Origin of the sequence: Agromyces marinus (genome assembly GCF_021442325.1) — a bacterium.
Taxonomy (GTDB): Bacteria; Actinomycetota; Actinomycetes; order Actinomycetales; family Microbacteriaceae; genus Agromyces; species Agromyces marinus.
The window spans coordinates 2,525,406-2,543,750 of the sequence record NZ_CP087879.1; the positions used below are offsets into that span (position 1 = coordinate 2,525,406).

Below are 18,345 nucleotides of genomic sequence, written 5' to 3' on the forward strand. Positions count from 1 at the left end.
ACTTCGGTGGCTATGCACTGCCTGGCAGTGATCCGTCCGGCGCGCAGCAGGGCACGCCGTTCGAAATGTTGAACTCCACGAGTTTGCCATATCCGCACCCCTGCGTGCAACCCGGGCGTGTCGCGCTCGCGCACCTCACCGGATCCTCACAGCGGGGCGGATGCCGCGGGGCCGCTGCGCATGGTGGAATCATGTCATCTCGAACTGGGGAGGACCCGATGACGGAGCACGCGCACGCGGTGGGACGGCGGATCGGACGGGGAAGCGTCTCGGTCTCACGGACCGGGCCGCGCACCTACGAGGGGCTGAACGAGCGCGGCTCGACCGTGCTCATCGGGCCGGCGGACGCGCCGGGGCACTTCACGCCGGGCGAACTGCTCAAGCTCGCCCTCGCGGGCTGCGCAGGGATGAGCGCCGACACGGCGGCGGCCCGGCGGCTCGGCGACGACGTCGCCATCACGGTGTGGGCGCACGGCACGGCGGACGACGAGAACCGATACCGCGACCTCGACGAGGAGATCGTGATCGACCTGACGAGCCTCGAGCCCGAGGAGCGCGAGCAGCTCGTGTCGATCATGTCCCGCGCGATCGGCAGGGCCTGCACCGTCGCCAGGAGCGTCGAGGGCGCCATCAGCCTGCACGCCACCATCGACGACGTCGAGATCTGATCCTCACTCGCTCGAACGCGACGGGCGCTCGCAGGCCTCGGCGCCCGCCGCGTTCGGCCCGACGATCCCCGCAGCGACGACCAGCGCGGCCGCGGTGGCGAGCGAACCCACCAGCAGCGCCGGGCGCGCCCGCCATCCGCTGCGGGCACCGCCGCTGAATCGCGCCGGGTCCTCGATCCACCGCTTCGACGCCGCGGCCACGGCGAACGAGAGCGCCACCAGGAGCACCATGAGCCACGGCGGACTGGCGACGCCCGTGAGGAACGGGACGAACATGAACACCGGCCAGTGCCAGAGGTACAGCGAGTACGAGATGTCGCCGGTCCACTGGACCGGGCGGAGGCCCGTGAGCCGCGCAGGCGACAGGCGCGACTCGGGCATGCCCGCCCAGATCACCGCGAGCGTCCCGGCGACGGGCACGAGCGCGACCAGACCCGGGAACACCTCGGGCGTGCGGAACGTGAGGATCGGCACGGCGATGAGCACGAGTCCGAGCCATCCGAGCACCGCACGCGCTCGTGGCCGCCCGGTTGCGGCGGACGGGGCGACGATCGCGAGGATCCCGCCCAGGCCGAACTCCCACACGCGCGCGAACGTCGAGAAGTACGCGAGGTTGTGGTCCTGCACCGTGAGCACCATGCTCCACGCGAACGAGGCGCCCGTCACCGTGCCGAGCACGACGAGCAGGCTGAGCCGCGGGTCGCCGGCGCGGCGAACGGCGAGGGCGAGCGCCCCGATCACCAGGAGCGGCCAGACGAGGTAGAACTGCTCCTCGACCGAGAGCGACCAGAAGTGCTGCACCGGAGTCGAGGCGAGGTCCCCGCGTGCCGGGTTCTGCGAATCGGCCGCGAGCAACCAGTTCTCGAAGTACAGCGCACTCGCGAGGACCTCGCGGAAGTACGAGCGCCACTCGAACCGCGGCACGACGAGGAAGGTCAGCGCCGTCACCGCGGCGAGGACCGCCACCGCGGCGGGGAGGATGCGCCGCGCCCTGCGCAGGTAGAAGCCCTTGAGCGAGATCCGGCCGGAGCGCGCATGCTCGCGAACCAGCAGCGCCGTGATCAGGAACCCCGAGACGACGAAGAACACGTCCACGCCCATGTACCCGGCCGGCGCCACCGCCGGCCACCCGTGGTGCAGCACCACCGCGCCCACCGCGATGGCGCGAAGCGCCTGGACTTCCGGACGCACCGCGGTTCGTGTTCGGATCGACGGGGGAACCATCCGCTTCAGGCTAACCCGAGCGGTCCTCGCGATGGAAACGGCGCGGCCGGGACACGACGAAGGGGGCCGGGCCCGAAGGCCCGACCCCCTGCGGGTCGCGTTCGCGAAGACTACTTGATGATCTTCGTGACGGTACCGGCGCCGACCGTGCGGCCACCCTCGCGGATGGCGAAGCCGAGGCCCTCCTCCATGGCGATCGGCTGGATGAGCTCGACCGTCATGTCGGTGGTGTCGCCGGGCATGACCATCTCGGTGCCCTCGGGCAGCGTGATGACGCCGGTGACGTCGGTGGTGCGGAAGTAGAACTGCGGACGGTAGTTCGCGTAGAACGGGTTGTGACGGCCGCCCTCGTCCTTGGAGAGGATGTAGGCGGTGCCCTCGAACTCCGTGTGCGGGGTGACCGAGCCGGGGGCCACGACGACCTGGCCGCGCTCGACGTCCTCGCGCTTGGTGCCGCGGAGGAGCAGACCGCAGTTCTCGCCGGCCCAGGCCTCGTCGAGCTGCTTGTGGAACATCTCGATACCCGTGACGGTGGTCTTCTGCGTCGGGCGGATGCCGACGATCTCGACCTCGGAGTTGATCTTCAGCGTGCCGCGCTCGGCGCGACCCGTGACGACCGTGCCACGACCGGTGATGGTGAAGACGTCCTCGACGGGCATGAGGAACGGCTTGTCCTTGTCGCGCACCGGGTCCGGGATCGACTCGTCGACGGCCTCCATGAGCTCGAGGACCGAGTTGACCCACTTGTCGTCGCCCTCGAGCGCCTTGAGGCCCGAGACGCGGATGACGGGAGCGTCGTCGCCGGGGAAGCCCTGCGACGAGAGCAGCTCGCGGACCTCGAGCTCGACGAGCTCCAGGATCTCCTCGTCGTCGACCATGTCGGCCTTGTTCAGCGCGACGAGCAGGTAGGGCACGCCGACCTGCTTGGCGAGCAGCACGTGCTCACGCGTCTGGGCCATCGGGCCGTCGGTCGCCGCGACCACGAGGATCGCGCCGTCCATCTGCGCGGCACCGGTGATCATGTTCTTGATGTAGTCGGCGTGACCCGGGGCGTCGACGTGCGCGTAGTGGCGCTTCGGCGTCTCGTACTCGACGTGCGAGATGTTGATCGTGATGCCGCGCTGGCGCTCCTCGGGAGCGGAGTCGATCGACGCGAAGTCGCGCTGCACGTTGGTGGCCGACGGGTACTTGTCGGCGAGCACCTTGGAGATCGCTGCGGTGAGCGTGGTCTTGCCGTGGTCGACGTGACCGATCGTTCCGATGTTGACGTGCGGCTTGGTCCGCTCGAACTTGGCCTTAGCCACTGTGGGTCCTCCTCAGGATCCGTGTAGCAGCACCGGGCGCCGGATTGCGACCGGTGTGCTACGGGGTTGTGTTGTTATGTTACGCGAACCTGTCGGTCCGTGCGTTCGGGCGCTATTCGCCCTTGTTCTTCTGGACGATCTCCTCGGCCACGGCCTTCGGGACCTCCGCGTAGCTCTCGAACTCCATCGAGTACACGGCGCGGCCCGAGGTCTTCGACCGCAGGTCGCCGATGTAGCCGAACATCTCCGAGAGCGGGACGTGCGCACGCACGACCTTCACGCCTGCGGCCTCCTCCATGGACTGGATCTGGCCGCGGCGCGAGTTCAGGTCGCCGATGACGTCGCCCATGTACTCCTCGGGAGTACGGACCTCGACGCTCATCAGCGGCTCGAGCAGGACGGGGTTCGCCTTCCGAGCGGCTTCCTTGAAGCCCATCGAACCGGCGATCTTGAACGCCATCTCCGAGGAGTCGACGTCGTGCGACGCACCGTCCATGAGGGTGGCCTTGACGCCCACGAGCGGGAAGCCCGCGAGGATGCCGTACTGCATGGCGTCCTGGAAGCCCGCGTCGACCGAGGGGATGTACTCGCGCGGGATGCGGCCGCCCGTGACGGCGTTCTCGAACTCGTAGATCTTGTCGCCCTCGACCTCGAGCGGTTCGAGCTTGAACTGGATCTTCGCGAACTGGCCCGACCCACCGGTCTGCTTCTTGTGGGTGTAGTCGTGACGCTCGACCGTGCGACGGATCGTCTCGCGGTAGGCGACCTGCGGCTTGCCGACGTTCGCCTCGACCTTGAACTCGCGCTTCATGCGGTCAACGAGGATGTCGAGGTGCAGCTCGCCCATGCCCTTGATGACCGTCTGGCCGGTCTCGACGTTCAGCTCGGTGCGGAACGTCGGGTCCTCTTCGGCGAGCTTCTGGATCGCCGTGCCGAGCTTCTCCTGGTCGGCCTTGGTCTTCGGCTCGATGGCGACCTCGATGACCGGGTCCGGGAAGGTCATCGACTCGAGGACGACCTGGTTGTCCGGGTCGCACAGCGTGTCGCCGGTCGTGGTGTCCTTCAGGCCGATCACGGCGTAGATGTTGCCCGCGGTGACCGAGTCGACCGGGTTCTCCTTGTTGGCGTGCATCTGGAAGATCTTCCCGATGCGCTCCTTCTTGCCCTTGGTCGAGTTGATGACCTGGGCGCCGGAGTCGAGCTTGCCCGAGTACACGCGCACGTAGGTCAGGCGACCGAAGAACGGGTGCACCGCGACCTTGAACGCGAGGGCCGAGAACGGCTCGGTCGCGTCGGCGTGGCGCTCGATGACCTTCTCTTCGTCGCGCACGTCGTGACCCTGAACGGCGGGCACGTCGAGCGGCGAGGGCAGGAAGTCGATGACCGCGTCGAGCATGGGCTGGACGCCGCGGTTCTTGAACGCCGAACCGCACAGGACGGGGTAGACCTCGGAGTTCGTCGTGAGCTTGCGGATCGCGCCCTTGATCTCCTCGACCGTGAGCTCCTCGCCGCCGAAGAACTTCTCGAGCAGCTCGTCGCTGGTCTCGGCGACGGTCTCGAGGAGCTGCTGGCGGTACTGCTCCGCCTTCTCCTGCAGGTCGGCCGGGATCTCCTGGACCTCGTACTTGGCACCCATGGTCACGTCGCCCTTGGCGTCGCCGGGCCACACGAGGGCGCGCATCTCGATCAGGTCGATGACGCCGATGAAGTCGTTCTCGGCACCGATCGGGAGCTGCAGCACGAGGGGCTTGGCACCGAGGCGGTTGATGATCGTGTCGACCGTGAAGTAGAAGTCCGCGCCGAGCTTGTCCATCTTGTTGACGAAGCAGATGCGGGGGACGTCGTACTTGTCGGCCTGGCGCCACACGGTCTCGGACTGGGGCTCGACGCCCTCCTTGCCGTCGAAGACCGCGACCGCGCCGTCGAGCACGCGCAGCGAACGCTCGACCTCGACGGTGAAGTCGACGTGGCCGGGCGTGTCGATGATGTTGATCTGGTTCTTGTTCCAGAAGCAGGTCACGGCGGCAGACGTGATCGTGATGCCGCGCTCCTTCTCCTGCTCCATCCAGTCGGTCGTCGAGGCGCCGTCGTGGGTCTCGCCGATCTTGTGGTTGACGCCCGTGTAGAACAGGATGCGCTCGGTGGTGGTGGTCTTGCCGGCATCGATGTGGGCCATGATGCCGATGTTGCGGACCTTGCTCAGGTCGGTGAGCACGTCTTGTGCCACGAGGGTTCCTCCGGAGGATTCAGGAAGGGGAAGGTGAGTGACGAGCGGATGCCGCCGCGCGAGCCGCGGCATCCGCTCTGCCCGTTACCAGCGGTAGTGGGCGAAGGCGCGGTTCGACTCGGCCATCTTGTGGGTGTCCTCGCGGCGCTTGACCGCGGCACCCAGGCTGTTCGACGCGTCGAGGATCTCGTTGGTGAGACGCTCGGTCATGGTCTTCTCGCGGCGGGCCTTGGCGTAGCTGGTGAGCCAGCGCAGCGCCAGGGTGTTCGCACGGTGCGGCTTGACCTCGACGGGGACCTGGTAGGTCGAGCCGCCGACGCGGCGCGACCGGACCTCGAGGGTCGGGCGGACGTTGTCGAGGGCCTTCTTCAGGACCGTCACGGCGTCCTGGCCGGACTTGTTCGCGACGTTCTCGAGCGCCTCGTAGACGATGCGCTGGGCGAGGTCCTTCTTGCCGTCGACGAGGATCTTGTTGACGAGCTGGCTGACGACCGGCGAGCCGTAGACGGGGTCTGCGACGACGGGGCGCTTCGGAGCGGGTCCCTTGCGAGGCATTACTTCTTCTCCATCTTCGCGCCGTAGCGGCTGCGAGCCTGCTTGCGGTTCTTCACGGCCTGCGTGTCGAGCGCACCGCGGATGATCTTGTAGCGGACACCCGGGAGGTCCTTCACACGACCGCCGCGGACGAGCACCATCGAGTGCTCCTGCAGGTTGTGGCCCTCACCGGGGATGTAGGCGGTGACCTCGGTGCCGTTGGAGAGCTTCACGCGGGCGACCTTGCGCAGCGCCGAGTTCGGCTTCTTCGGGGTGGTGGTGTACACACGCGTGCACACGCCGCGCTGCTGGGGGTTGGCCTTCAGGGCGGGAGCCTTGGTCTTGGTGACCTTCGGCGAGCGACCCTTGCGGACCAACTGCTGAATGGTTGGCACTGCTTCTCCTTGTTGTGCTGCACGGTGACAGCGTTTGATGGATTTCACATCACGACCCACCGGCACCGCCGAGCGGCGGCGCCTTCCAGTGGTGGGTATGCCGTGGGGGCGTCCCGGCCGCGGGGGCCGGTGCCCTGGATGCGCGCGGAAGCGCGCACACCCGATCAATGGTAATCGGGCGTCATCATCGAGGTCAAATGGTGCGGAGCCGCGTGCGGCGGACTCTCAGCCGGTCCACCCCGGTGCGTCGAGCTCGCGGTCGAGGTCGGCGAGCAGTTCGGCGACCTGCGGCTCGACGAGCCGCTCGACGGCGTTCGCGATGCGCTGGCGGTGCCGCGCGAGTTCGGCGCACACCCGCCGGCCGAGCTGCTTGGCGAAGTCGTCGGCCAGTCGCACCTCGCCGCGAAGCGCCTCCTTCTCGTCGGGCGTGAACGGCCTGGGAGCCGGTTCGGCGGCTTCGGCCGCGGCATCCGCTTCGAGGCCCTGCAGCGTGAACAGGAACGGCTCTCCCGGCATCGGGTCCGGGTCGAGGTCGAGGCCGCGGTACTCGGGGTCCAGCCCCTCCCCCGCCCGATACGGGCGGCGGGCCTTGCGCTCCTCGGCGAGCCGGATCTCGCGGTGCAGCATGGGGAGGTTGCGTGCGGTGTAGTCGTCGACGCCGTCGTCGATGATCGTCTTCATCCGCATCGAGAAGGCGTGCTGGACGGGGTGCGGCACGTCGACGTCGAGTCCCGCAGCGGCGAGGACGGGCGAGCCGAAGCACCGCGTGCACAGCCGCACGCGACCACGGTGCGTGCCGGGCCGCCAGCGCGGCAGCCAGGCGAGCCAGCGGTCCACCTCGTGGCTCACGCGGGCCTCGACGGATCCCTCCACGCGCTTCACCCTACTGCGCAGCGGCCGTTTCGGCCCGGAGTCACTCGACGAGACGCAGCGAGGCGACGATCTCGGCGAGCGACGCCGCGGCATGCGCGATGAGCTCCTGCTGTGCAGGGCTCGCCATGACGCGCACCGTCGCACGATCGCCCTGCAGCAGGTAGGCGAGCCCCGCGGCGGACGTACGGCCGGGCGCCGCCGCGAACACGCAGCGCACCGAGATGCCCGAGCCGACGCCCGGGACCTCCACGGGCTCGACGTTCGGGCGGCCCACGAGATCGGCGTCGCCGAGGAGCGCACGCACCAGGGAGCCCTCGATCGGCTCCGGCTCGGAGACGCCGATGCTGACCACCAGGCCGATCGGCACGGCCTCCGGCAGGTAGAGCAGTCCGGCCGCCGCCCCGGGCAGCAGGCGCAGCCGCGCCTGCATCGCGAACTCGCGCACGGTGTCGAGACGCTCGGCCTCGGCGTCCGGGCGGCGCCGGCGCAGCCCCGCGACCACCTCGTCGGCCCACGCCCCGACCGCGGCCTCGGCCTGCGGCCCGGTCGGCAGATCGGTCGGCACGTGCACCCAGGTCGCCGGCGCGTCGAGTTCGAGTCTCATGCCTCCAGCATCACACGCGCGCTGGGCCGGAACGGACGGATGGCGCAGCCGTCAGAGGTCGTCGTCGCGCTCCCACGGCCACCTCGGGCGTTCGACTCCGCCGCGCTGGGCCCGCACGGTCGCCGACGCGAGCACCGCGACGAGGGCTGCGGCGACCGGGATGATCGCGCCGAAGCCGACGGTCATGAACGCCAGCGCGAACAGGAACGCGGCGAGGACGGTTCCGGTCGAGGCCGCGTAGGCGATCGTGCCGGCGAGGATGCCACCCGCCCAGGTCGCCAGGAGTGCGAGGCCCGCGAGCGACCACGTCCTGAGCCCCCGGGTGAGCCCGGTGCCCGCGAGGAGGAGGAAGGCGCCGACCGACCCGGCGACCGTCGCCGGACCGACGAGGATGCCGGCCGCAGGATCGCCGACCGGCTCGAGGTCGGCGAGCAGGCTCAGGAACCCGAACGCGGCGACCACGATCGCGACGAGGAGCGCCGTCGCGAACCCGGCGACGGCCCAGGCTGAGGACGAGTTCGAGCCCATCATCCGAGCCTACGCCCGGCCGGCCGGCCGGCGGCCGCGCACAGCGGGTCCGCCTCAGGTCGTGGGCGCCAGCGCGGGAACCAGCCGGCCCTCGTCGGGCATCCCCGTCGAGCGCGCGGCGTTGCCGACCGGCACGTCGACCAGCAGGAGTCCGGGCCGGTGCGGTTTCGCCGCGGCACCGACGCGGCCGCGATCGCGCAGGATCTCGTAGGCGGCCCCGATCTCGGCCGCGGCCGCAGCGACCGCCTCGGGTGGGGCCGCGGCGAGCACCGACTCGATCCGGGCCACGGCGTCGGCGCGGACCCGCGCGACCTCGGCCCCGAACTCGGCCCGGATCGCCGCGACGCGATGCTCCCGGGCCGCCCGTGATGCCACGGGGGCCCGCAACCGGCGGGCGGTCGTGAGCACCGCCATCGCGAGCATCGCGAGGGCGAACGCGAGGGCGATGCCGCCCGCGACGGGCATCCCGCCGGCCGACCCGGCCTGCGCGAGGGCGGCGATCGCCGCGACGACCGCCAGCACGGTGAGGATCCACGCGACGGTCACGTCGCGCGCCGTCACCGCATTCCGCCCGGCCGTGCGGGTCGCGAGCGCGAGCCCTCCCGTCGCGACGCCGAGCGCGACAGCGGATGCCACGACCTCCGTCTGGACGCCGAGCTGGCCGCGGCTGAAGAACAGCGCGTACGCGGTCCCGGCGCCGAGCGTGGCCACGAGGTGCCCGAACGCGGCCCCTCCGCGTGGGCTGATCGCGGCCGCGATCGCGGGCTCGGAGGCCCGCAGTTCGGCCAGGCGCGCGTCCCGCCAGGTGCGCAGCTCCTGCGCCGACCTCGCGCCGAGCTCCTCGAGCGCGTCCCGCGCTCCGGGCAGTCCGGCGAGCGCGCGCCGATCGATCTCATCGGCGCGGAGGTTCTGCGCCACCGTGTCGGCCCGCCGCGCCCAGTCCGCCGCGCTGCCGTCCGTCACGCGACGAGCCTGAGCGAACCGACGATCCGGTCCGCGTGCGCCTGCATGAGCCCCGTGACGTCGGAGTGGGCCTGTTCCGAGATGACGTAGCCTGTCAGGTCGCCGAGCGGGAGCCCGTAGACCAGGCCCGTGAGCGGCGCGCCGTCGGCGCCGTCTCGATCGCTGACGTACGCGATCCGGTGCCCGCTCGCGACGTGGGGCGTCGCGAAGGTGGTGACGGCCGGGTCGATCCGCGGCGTGACCCCGGGCGGAAGCCAGGCGAGCGGCTCGCCGGAATCGGCGACCCGGGTCTCGAGCAGCCCGACGTGCAGGACGCCCGTCACCGGCACGGCGTCGGGGCGGAAGAACAGCGACGTGACCCCGCCCTCACGACGACGTCGCAGCGCCTCGCGCGCGGCGGACTCGAACGCGTCGAGATCGGCCGAGAACGGCCCGCCCGCGAATCGGAGCCGCTGCTCGGCGACCCACAGCCCGTCGGCCTCGGCATCCGGCTCGGGCATGATCGCCCAGACCGTCTCGTCGTAGCTGATCTCGAAGCGCATCACTCGCCGCTCCAGCGGAAGGTCGACAGGATCGCATCCGCGAGCAGCCCGAACTCCTCGACGGTCTCGTCGTCGAGGGTCTCCCCGCCGGCCGAGAACGGCACGACCGTCGTGAACACGACCGCCTCGCGCCTGCCGGTGCCCGGGATCGCGACGAGGTGGTTGAACGACCTGGTGCGCAGCGTGCCGCCGTCGAGGCGTGTCGACGAGGCCGACTCCCACCGCATGACGAACCGGGCGTCGTCGAGCGGCTTCGCCCCCCGGTCGCGGACCAGGGCGCTCACCTGGGCGTCCAGCGATGCCCCGCCGCGGCCGCAGACGCGGGCGGCCGTGATCGAGAGCGGCAGCATCCGCTCGCCCGGCACGTCGCGCTGGTAGACCAGCCGCACCGGGTCGCGACGCAGGAACTCGTCTGCTGCGCGCCGGAGCAGCTGCCGGTACTGGGCGTCGAGATCCGGCCGGTGCTGCGCCCGCATGCGGGCCGACACCGAGGTCGCGAGCTCTTCGAAGGCCTCTCGGGTCGGCTCGACCGAAACCCAGCCGGGGGGAAGCAGGAGCACGAACGGCGGGACCGGCGCACGCACGGTACCGGTCAGTTCATCGCGGAGGCTCATCGCCACGAGTCTACGAGCCGCTCGTCGCTCGCCTCTCCGACCTCGCCCGTGACGAAGTCCGTGATCTGGACGGCCTGCGCCCACGGCGCCTTGCTGCCGAAGACGATGTCGCCGATCCCCGTCGCGGTGCCCGAGGCCCCGGCGACGGAGTCCCCGACACCCCACAGGCGGCCGAGGAACATGTCGGCGCTGTCGGTCACCCTTGCGTTCTGGGCGACGTAGCGCCAGCCCGCCTTGCCCTCCTGGACCATCTGGCTCACGACCGAGATGTTCGCGTAGGGCACGAGGTTGTCGCCGGCGTTCCACGCGGTGCGCGCATCGGCACCGATGCGGCCGATGTGGGTGCGCAGGGCGCTCACGTCGTCGAAGCCGAGGAAGAGCCCGATCGGCTTGCCCATCCGTGCGAGTGCCGTGCCCTCCCCCGCCGCGGCGAAGACGCGCCCGAGCTTGCCGAACGGGATCACCCCGACGATCGCGAGTCCGAGGTCCATGCCGTTCTTGCGCCCCTTGGCGAAGAGCACGATGGTCGCCGCGAGGGTGATCAGCGCCGCCGCGGTGGCGAGCACCGCGACGAGCGGACCCCCGACGATGAGGGCCGCGACCAGCAGCACGACGCCGACCACCTCGAGCACCTCCACGATGAACTCCAGCACCGGGAGCGCGTCGTCCCAGAACCCGTCCTTCACGCCGTCGCGGTTCGCGTCCTCGAGGCCCTCGAGGGCGTCGTCGTAGGCCTCGTCCCACGTGTCGTAGTGGCCGTCGAACCGCTTCGCCGCCTCGAGCCACTCGGCCTCTGCCGCGTCCAGCTTCCGGTTCGCGTCGGCCTCGGCGTTCTGCCTGGCCGAGGTGCCGCCATCCGGGTCTTCGGGCGTGTCGCCGGCGTCGTCGACGCTCGATGCCCGGGTCTGCACGGCCTCCCACGCCTCCACGCAGTCGCGCACGGCCTGGTTCAGCGACCACTTCACGTTCGAGACCGCCTGGCCGTAGGTGCGCAGCGCCGTGCCGCTCGGCTCGTAGCGCAGACCCGCCGTGTAGAGGTCCTCGTGGACCTCGGCCGCCTGGTCGCGCACGGCATCGAGGGACTCGCCCTGCCCGACCTGCCCGTCGGCGAGGAGCTGGAGCGTGGTCGCGGCCTTCTGCATGCGCCGGCCGAGCCGCTCGATCTGCCGGCCGCGGCGGATGATCTCGCCGGCTTCGCCCTCGAGTTCCCGGATCTCGCGGCCCTCGGGCGAGTCGGGCATGAATCGGTAGGAGTACGACGTGCTCATCGCAGCCTCACTTCGTCTCGAGCTGGGCCGCGAGGTCGCCGTCGAGCGCGGCCCAGGCGTCCCTGACGCCCTCGACCTGCTTCTGGAGCTCGACGAGGTGGCCCTTCAGGGTCTCGCGTTTGTCGTCCCACCGGCTCTCGAACGCGTGAGCCTGCTCGCGGAGCTTCGAACGTCCCATCGGCCGGCCGATCGCCTCGACGAGGTCGTCGGTCCTGCCGCCGGCATCCTCGAACTCGACGACGATGTCCCTGAGGGCCTTGTCGAGTCGCTCCATCGAGGACAGCGGGATGCGCACTCCGTCCGCCACGGGGTTCTCCTGTTCGATCGCGGGATGAGCTGGGAACGCGACGGCGGCCGGCGATCACGCCGGCCGCCCTCGCCGCGGGTCAGCGACCGGCGAGCTGCTGGTCGAGGTCCTGGATCGCCTGCATCATGCCGCGCAGGGCCTCGCCCATCTCGCCGATGCCGTCGACGGCGTTCTTGAGCCCGGTGGTGAGCTCCTCGTAGCCCTGGCCGAACTTGCCCGAAGCGTGCTGGGTCTTGAAGTCGTTGCCGAGCAGGTTGTCGACCGAGCTCTTGAGCTGGTCGAGCTGCGACTGGATGTCGTCGCGCGCGTCCGAGAGCTTGCCCGCCATCGCTTCCATCTCACCGTACGAAGCGCCGAAGTCTGCGGCCATCATGAGTCCTTCCGTGTTCGGGAACCGCACCCGTCCGGGCCGGCCGAGTACCACCATACGAGGTGGGTCCCGCCCTGCGAATGGGGAGCACTCCCCACCGGTCGGGCGGGCGGGATCACCCCTGCGGCAACTGCACGAGCGCGACGCGCCCGTTCTGCACGAAGAAGCCCCGCCCCTCGGGGAAGTCGGCGCGCTTGACCTTCGGGAACGGGGTCTTGAACACCGAGTCGCCGTCGTACGCGTCGGGCTTGAGGGCGATGCCCCTGCGCCCGGCCTTGAAGTCGCCGACGAACCCGAATCCGCTCGAGAGGTTCGACACGTCCGCGTCGCCCACGAGGAAGTGGTCGCTGCGGTTGACCGCCTGGAACAGCTCCTTCAACGCGCGCTCGGCGTCCGAGTCGGCGAACTGCGTCACGTTCTCGACGGCGATGAGGTAGCGGCCGGGCACGGTCGCATCCCCGATGACCTCGACGAGCTCGCGCGCGAGCGCCTTGACCTCCTCGACCGTCGTCGCACTCCGCATCCACTCCGTGTGGTCGGTGAGCGCGGCGCGGCGACCGGCGAGGTGGAACAGCCGGACCTCCGGGTCGTGTCGGCGCACCGCGTCGATCACCGCGCGCATCGCCGTGGTCTTGCCGCTCTGCGGCGGACCGGTGATCGCGAACGTCCCCACGGGTTCGAACCCGATCGGCGCGAGCGTGTCGTCGGAGAGCCCGAGCACGGGTTCGCCGAGGAGGGTGCCCGGCAGCTCCGCGGCGGAGAAGGAGGCGGGCAGCGAGCGGACGGGTCCGACCTCGGCTGCGCCCGCCGCGCGCAGGCGCGCGGCCAGGCCGTCGAGCGCCTTGGTCTGCTCCGCGACGTTGGCCGTGCCGCCGAGCACGGCGACCTGCGTCTCGAATCCGTCCACGATCGCGCGGCCCGGCGCGGACCGCTCGTCGAGCACGTCCTTGGGCACCCCGAGGATCTGGTAGCCGCTCTCGTCGGAGAGTCGCAGCACGATGCGCTTGGTGACGTTCGCGCTGACCGCGGTCGGCACGGCGCCGGACCGGTCGGCCGTCGCGACGACGTGCACGCCGAGCGGACGCCCCTCGGCGAGCACCCGCATGACGATGTTGTAGAACGGCATGCGGACGGTGGTGGAGTCCCAGTCGGCCTTGAACTGGGCGAACCCGTCGATGAGCACGAGCACGCGCGGTTCGCGCAGTCCCGTGAGTTCCCGGTACTCGGTCAGGCTCGCGGCGTTCGCGGCGCTGAAGGCGCGGCCGCGGCGGTCCAGCAGCTCGTCGAGCGTGCGCAGCAGGCGCTGGATGCGTTCCGGGTCGTCGCCGGCGATGACCGAGCCGACGTGCGGCAGCGCCTCGAGGGATCGCAGCGCACCCGACCCGAAGTCGAGGCCGTAGACCTCCGACGCGCCCAGCTCGGGACGCATCCCGATCGAGACGGCGAGGGTGCGGAGGATGGTCGACTTGCCCGAGCCGCTCGTGCCGTACACGAGCATCGCGCCGTCGCGGTCCGGCACGAACGCCATCGCGGCCTGCTCCTGGCGCTCCGGGATGTCGGCGAGCCCGAAGACGATCTCGCCGTCGCCGCGCGTCGGCAGGTCCTCGACGGCGACGGTCGCCGCGAGGTCGTCCAGCCACGGTCGCCTCGGGGCCGGGATGCCGGCGGCGCCGGCCGCGCGGATGAACGCGCCGACCATCCGCTTCTGGTCGTTGGGCCCCGGGTCGCCCGCGTGGACGTCGTCGTCGGCGACGCCCTCGCGTTCCCACACGATGGTCGACCCGAACCGGAGCTCGGCCAGCCTCACGTCGGCGACGTCGGGCTCATCGCTCGTCCACCCGCCCGCGTAGGCGGACTGGAACGGCACGAGGCGACCGGGACCGGTCTTGGCGATGCCTCGACCCGGGATGCCGGGATCGAAGCCCGAGGCGACCGCATCGCCGACGACGTCGCGCGAGTCCGACTCGTCGGCCATGCGCAGCGCGACGCGGAGGTTGGTGTTCGCGCGGAGGTTGTCCTTGATGACGCCGGCGGGGCGCTGCGTCGCCATGATCAGGTGGATCCCGAGCGACCGGCCGCGCTGGGCGATGTCGACGACGCCGTCGACGAACTCGGGCACGTCGCCGGCGAGCGCGGCGAACTCGTCGATCACGATGACCAGTGCCGGCGGCGTCTCCGGATCCTGCCGCTTCTCGAGCTCGAGCAGGTCCTTGGCCTTCTTCCGGTTGAACAGGTGCTCTCGGTGGTGCAGTTCGGCGCGCAGGCTCGTGAGCGCCCGACGCACGAGGTGCGGGCTGAGGTCGGTGACCAGTCCCACGCAGTGCGGCAGTTCGACGCAGTCGGCGAAGGCGGAGCCGCCCTTGTAGTCGACGAACAGGAACGTGACCCGATCGGGGCTGTACTCCGCGGCCATGCCGAGCACCCACGCCTGCAGGAACTCGGACTTGCCCGCGCCCGTGGTTCCGCCGACGAGCGCGTGCGGGCCCTGCGTGCGCAGGTCGAGCGTCATGGCGTCGGGACTGCCCTGGCCGACGAAGGCCTTGAGGGTGCCCGCGCGCTTGAGCCGTGGCAGCTTGGCGCCCGAACGGTCGATGATCGAGGCGTTCTGCCGCCAGCGCTCGACGACGCTCTCCGGGTCCGAGGCCATCTCGCCGCCGATGAGCGAGAGCATCGAGACGCTGCGCGGGAGGTCGCTGGCGTCCTCGACGACCGTGCTCGCGTCGACGACGGGCGCGAGCCGCCTCGCGAACACCTCCGCGTAGCGGAGCGAGACGCCCTCCACGACGACGTCGGTGTACTCGACGCCCGAGCGGACGACGCCGACCCGGCCGCGATCGAGGCCGTCCGAGACGTCGACGAAGGTGCGACATGCCGCGGGGAGGGATGCCACGGTCGGCGCGACGAACACGGCGTGGATGCCGACCTCGGCGCCGCGCTCGATGAGCTGCACGAGCCGGGGGCGGTCGACGGGCGCCTCCGCCGACACGATGAGGATGAGGGCCGAGTCCGGGCGGGGTTCCTCGCGGACCCCGCCGGGGGTTCCGATGCGCGATCCGCGCGCCATCGAGCCGTCCTCGTCGGGCAGCGGTCCTCGGCGGACGGGCGCGGAGGCGAGGCGCGCCATGATGAGCTCCTCGAGCGCGTTGAGCAGCGCCGTTCCGGCCGAGGCGCTGTCGGCGAGCGCCGCGCCCGCGACGGGGTTGCGCTCGCTCGAGGCGTGCGGCAGCCACTTGAGCCAGTCGAGTTCGCGACTCCACGCCGGATCGACGATCGCGGCGGCGACCACGTCGTTCGGCGCGTGCAGGCCGAAGAGCTGGACGGCGATGCCGCGCAGCACGTCCGCGGCCAGCGGCGCCGGGCCCGCGATCCCGAGCGCCCCGGAGCTCGGGAGCAGCTCCATGACGGGCACGTCGTCGATGTCGCGGTACCGTTCGCGGAGCCGGTCGACCTGCCTCGCGTAGGTGGGGATGCCGGGCATCGAGCCTTCCGAGTCCCGGATCGAGTTGCGGCTCCGCGCGGTGCCGACGCCGAGCCGGAGCGCGAGGAAGTTCCAGTGCTCGGGCCGCCGGGTCCAGAGCAGGGTGCCCAGGCGCATGGCCTGCTCGTAGACGGTCGCGACGGGCGGCGTCTCGTCGTGCCGTCGCTCGCGCTCGACGTGCCGTTCGTTCTCGAGCGTCTCCTCGAGTTCCTCGAGTTGCACCTCGAAGGTGTCGATCTCGCGCTGCAGCTTCTTGCCGCTGCCCATGCGCTGGCCGAGGTAGTTGCCGGCGAGCATGATCGGCGTGAGCACGACGATCAGCAGGGATGCGGGCCGCTGCGTGATCGCGAAGATGCCGAGGCCCATGAGGATCGGCGAGACGATCATCGGCCACGGGAACAGTCGGGGGCTCTCCTCGCTGGGCACGCGCGGCTCGGGATAGGCGGTGCCGGTGAACCGGCCCTCGACGCGCGGCGAGCGGTTGAACATGAGCGCGCCGCCGCGCTCGAGGACGGGGTCTGCGGCCGCGTCGGTTCCGGCGACCCTGCTGAACGAGACCACCGTGTCGCCGATCGTGACGCGGATGCCGGGCAGCGCGCGGACCCGGGCGACCTGCCCGCCGTCGACGAGCAGCCCGTTGGCGGAGTTGAGGTCGACGACCTCCACCGCCTGGTCGACCTCGACGCGCGCGTGGCGCTTGGACACGAGCGGATCGGCGAGGACGACGTCGGCGTCGGCCGCGCGCCCGATCACGCCGTGTCCGCGGCGCAGCGGGAACTCGCGCCCGGCGTCCGGACCCGAGTGCACGTGCATGATCGCGACCGGCGCGTCCGCGGCGGTGGAGCGCGCCGCGGGCGACACGACCGCGGCGTTGAAGCCCGACCCGATCGGCGCGTCGGCCGCGAGCGTGCCGGGATCGAGCACGACCGGTTCGGACGAGGTCGGCGGCGCGACGGCGAGCGTCAGCGGGCCGGGGTGCGAGGGCAGGTGCGCCGCGGCGGGATCGGTGTCGGCGACGGCGCGTGCGATGTCGCCCACGGTGGCCGTGGCATCCGCGGTCACGACGACGTCGGCGCCCGCGCCCGACTGGCGGCGGAGCCCGAGCTTGAGCCTCACGGGCGCACCCCCTCGATGCGGAACTCGAGCCCGCCCAGGCGCACCGCGGCGCCCGGAGGAACGTCGCTCGCGACACCGGGTTCGAGCACGTGCTCGGAGCCGTCGGCCGCGACCAGCACGGTGCCGTTGCTGGACCAGCGATCGGTGACGCGGATGCCTCGACCGTCGACCTCGACGGCCGCGTGCGTCTTCGACAGGCCCATGGATGCGTCATCGAGCGGAACGAGGGCGACCGCGAGCGGGTCGGCGTCGGCCGGCGCGGGGCTGCGCCCGAGGAGGGTCGTGCCGGATGCCGGGACCCGAAGCCCGTTCGTGAACACCAGTGTCGCCTCGGGAGCGGCCGCGGCGGGCGAGGCTGCGGGCGCGGCCGCGGCGGGCGAGGCTGCGGGCGCGGCAGCGGCGGGCGCCGGCGGAATCGCGGGAAGTGCGGGCACCCCGGGTGCCTGCGACCCCTGCGCCGGCTGGGCCGGGAGCGGCGGCGGCGTCCACCCGCCGGCGGCCTGCTCGGCGCCCGTCGCGGGCGACGCGACGACGCCCGAGCTCGAGCGGGCGGCGGGGATGAACGTGCGGTCGTCGATGCCGCGGTCGCTCGCGAGCGACGGCAACGTCTCCCGAGCGGCGCGCGGCGTCGCGTCGAGCGCGCGGCGCGCGTGACGCAGCGCCTTCGCGTCGAACGGATCGAGCCCGCGGCGCGTGTCGACGACGTAGCATCGGCCGATCCGGTCGAGCCAGCTCCGACCGCGCGCCTCGGGATCCCACAGTCCCGATGCGAAGCACAGGGCGGGCCCCACGAGCGCGAGCACGACGTTCGAGAGCCAGAGCACGAGCGCTCGCAGCACGACCCGCCAGAACCCGGGTCGTTCGAAGGTCGCGACGTTCACCGACCGCAGGCCGAGCGACGCCTTGCCGATCGTGACGCCCTTCCGGCCGTGCAGCGCGAGCTGCACGATCCCGAGCACGGTGAGCAGCACCTGGCCCGCTGCGACGAGGATCAGCGGACCGGTCAGCGCCGTGGCATCCGGAATCGCTCCCGGCTGCGCCCCGGCGAGCGCTCCGACGAGCCCGGCCAAGCCGATCACGGCCGGCGTCGCGACCACGGCCCACACGGCCGCGTCGATCGAGAACGCCGCCGAGCGGCGGCCGGCGGATGCCGGGACGAGCCCGAGCGCTGCGGCGTGGCCGGGGTCGGGGCGGCCGTCAGGTCCGATGCCGGGGACGGGGTCCGCGGGCTGCATCGTGATGCTCAACTGCGCTCCTCGGGTGTGCAGGGTCAGGGAGCCACCCAAGCAGGCCGGGTGCGCCGTGTCGATGGGGAGCGCTCACCAGGGAG

The 18,345-nt window shown here is 71.5% G+C and carries 17 protein-coding genes; 1 reads left to right on the forward strand and 16 read right to left on the reverse strand.

All coding sequences use genetic code 11. From position 1 onward, the window contains the following. Positions 1–218 precede the first annotated feature (218 nt). Positions 219–668 (forward strand): OsmC family protein, encoded by a 450-nt coding sequence (locus DSM26151_RS11775; RefSeq protein WP_234659721.1) that lies wholly within the window; start codon positions 219–221, stop codon positions 666–668. 3 nt (positions 669–671) lie between these two features. Here the strand turns inward: DSM26151_RS11775 and DSM26151_RS11780 are convergent, their stop codons facing one another. The 16 genes from DSM26151_RS11780 to DSM26151_RS11855 all read right to left on the reverse strand — a co-directional run bounded on the left by DSM26151_RS11780 (position 672) and on the right by DSM26151_RS11855 (position 18,262). Beyond that, a complete protein-coding gene (locus tag DSM26151_RS11780) occupies positions 672–1,892 on the reverse strand; it encodes an acyltransferase family protein (protein WP_234659722.1) in 1,221 nt (406 codons plus the stop codon). A 110-nt stretch (positions 1,893–2,002) separates the two neighbouring features. After that, positions 2,003–3,196: an elongation factor Tu gene (tuf, locus tag DSM26151_RS11785; RefSeq protein ID WP_234659723.1), complete on the reverse strand. Its 1,194-nt coding sequence runs from the start codon at positions 3,194–3,196 to the stop codon at positions 2,003–2,005. A gap of 112 nt (positions 3,197–3,308) precedes the next feature. Continuing rightward, positions 3,309–5,423 carry an elongation factor G gene (gene fusA / locus DSM26151_RS11790; protein ID WP_326491020.1) on the reverse strand — a complete coding sequence of 705 codons (2,115 nt, stop codon included), beginning with the start codon at positions 5,421–5,423 and terminating at the stop codon, positions 3,309–3,311. Positions 5,424–5,507: 84 nt separating this feature from the next. Next, on the reverse strand, positions 5,508–5,978 hold the full coding sequence (rpsG, locus tag DSM26151_RS11795) for a 30S ribosomal protein S7 (RefSeq protein WP_234659724.1): 471 nt from the start codon (positions 5,976–5,978) through the stop codon (positions 5,508–5,510). Beyond that, positions 5,978–6,352 (reverse strand): 30S ribosomal protein S12, encoded by a 375-nt coding sequence (gene rpsL / locus DSM26151_RS11800; RefSeq protein ID WP_022889720.1) that lies wholly within the window; start codon positions 6,350–6,352, stop codon positions 5,978–5,980. The genes rpsG and rpsL overlap by 1 nt, the downstream gene beginning before the upstream one ends. 225 nt (positions 6,353–6,577) lie before the next feature. After that, positions 6,578–7,225 carry a spermidine/putrescine ABC transporter substrate-binding protein gene (locus DSM26151_RS11805; RefSeq protein WP_234659725.1) on the reverse strand — a complete coding sequence of 216 codons (648 nt, stop codon included), beginning with the start codon at positions 7,223–7,225 and terminating at the stop codon, positions 6,578–6,580. Positions 7,226–7,265: 40 nt separating this feature from the next. After that, the gene (locus DSM26151_RS11810; protein WP_234659726.1) at positions 7,266–7,829 is read right to left on the reverse strand and encodes a hypothetical protein; all 564 of its coding nucleotides are present in this window, start codon (positions 7,827–7,829) and stop codon (positions 7,266–7,268) included. Between the two features lie 51 nt (positions 7,830–7,880). Beyond that, complete coding sequence (locus DSM26151_RS11815) at positions 7,881–8,357, reverse strand: DUF6121 family protein (RefSeq protein ID WP_234659727.1); 477 nt, start codon at positions 8,355–8,357, stop codon at positions 7,881–7,883. Between the two features lie 54 nt (positions 8,358–8,411). Continuing rightward, a complete protein-coding gene (locus DSM26151_RS11820; RefSeq protein ID WP_234659728.1) occupies positions 8,412–9,320 on the reverse strand; it encodes a hypothetical protein in 909 nt (302 codons plus the stop codon). Beyond that, entirely contained in the window at positions 9,317–9,862 is a 546-nt protein-coding gene (locus DSM26151_RS11825) for a hypothetical protein (protein ID WP_234659729.1), read from the reverse strand. Before DSM26151_RS11825 ends, DSM26151_RS11820 begins: the two co-directional genes overlap by 4 nt. Further along, positions 9,862–10,476, reverse strand: a complete 615-nt coding sequence (locus DSM26151_RS11830) for a hypothetical protein (RefSeq protein ID WP_234659730.1) — start codon at positions 10,474–10,476, stop codon at positions 9,862–9,864. The genes DSM26151_RS11825 and DSM26151_RS11830 overlap by 1 nt, the downstream gene beginning before the upstream one ends. Next, positions 10,473–11,744 (reverse strand): hypothetical protein, encoded by a 1,272-nt coding sequence (locus tag DSM26151_RS11835; RefSeq protein ID WP_234659731.1) that lies wholly within the window; start codon positions 11,742–11,744, stop codon positions 10,473–10,475. Before DSM26151_RS11835 ends, DSM26151_RS11830 begins: the two co-directional genes overlap by 4 nt. 7 nt (positions 11,745–11,751) lie before the next feature. Continuing rightward, the gene (locus tag DSM26151_RS11840) at positions 11,752–12,051 is read right to left on the reverse strand and encodes a hypothetical protein (RefSeq protein WP_234659732.1); all 300 of its coding nucleotides are present in this window, start codon (positions 12,049–12,051) and stop codon (positions 11,752–11,754) included. Between the two features lie 79 nt (positions 12,052–12,130). Further along, a complete protein-coding gene (locus DSM26151_RS11845) occupies positions 12,131–12,421 on the reverse strand; it encodes a WXG100 family type VII secretion target (RefSeq protein WP_234659733.1) in 291 nt (96 codons plus the stop codon). 115 nt (positions 12,422–12,536) lie between these two features. Then, on the reverse strand, positions 12,537–17,015 hold the full coding sequence (locus DSM26151_RS11850; RefSeq protein ID WP_234659734.1) for an FtsK/SpoIIIE domain-containing protein: 4,479 nt from the start codon (positions 17,013–17,015) through the stop codon (positions 12,537–12,539). Continuing rightward, the gene (locus DSM26151_RS11855; RefSeq protein ID WP_234659735.1) at positions 17,012–18,262 is read right to left on the reverse strand and encodes an RDD family protein; all 1,251 of its coding nucleotides are present in this window, start codon (positions 18,260–18,262) and stop codon (positions 17,012–17,014) included. The genes DSM26151_RS11850 and DSM26151_RS11855 overlap by 4 nt, the downstream gene beginning before the upstream one ends. Positions 18,263–18,345: the final 83 nt, after the last annotated feature.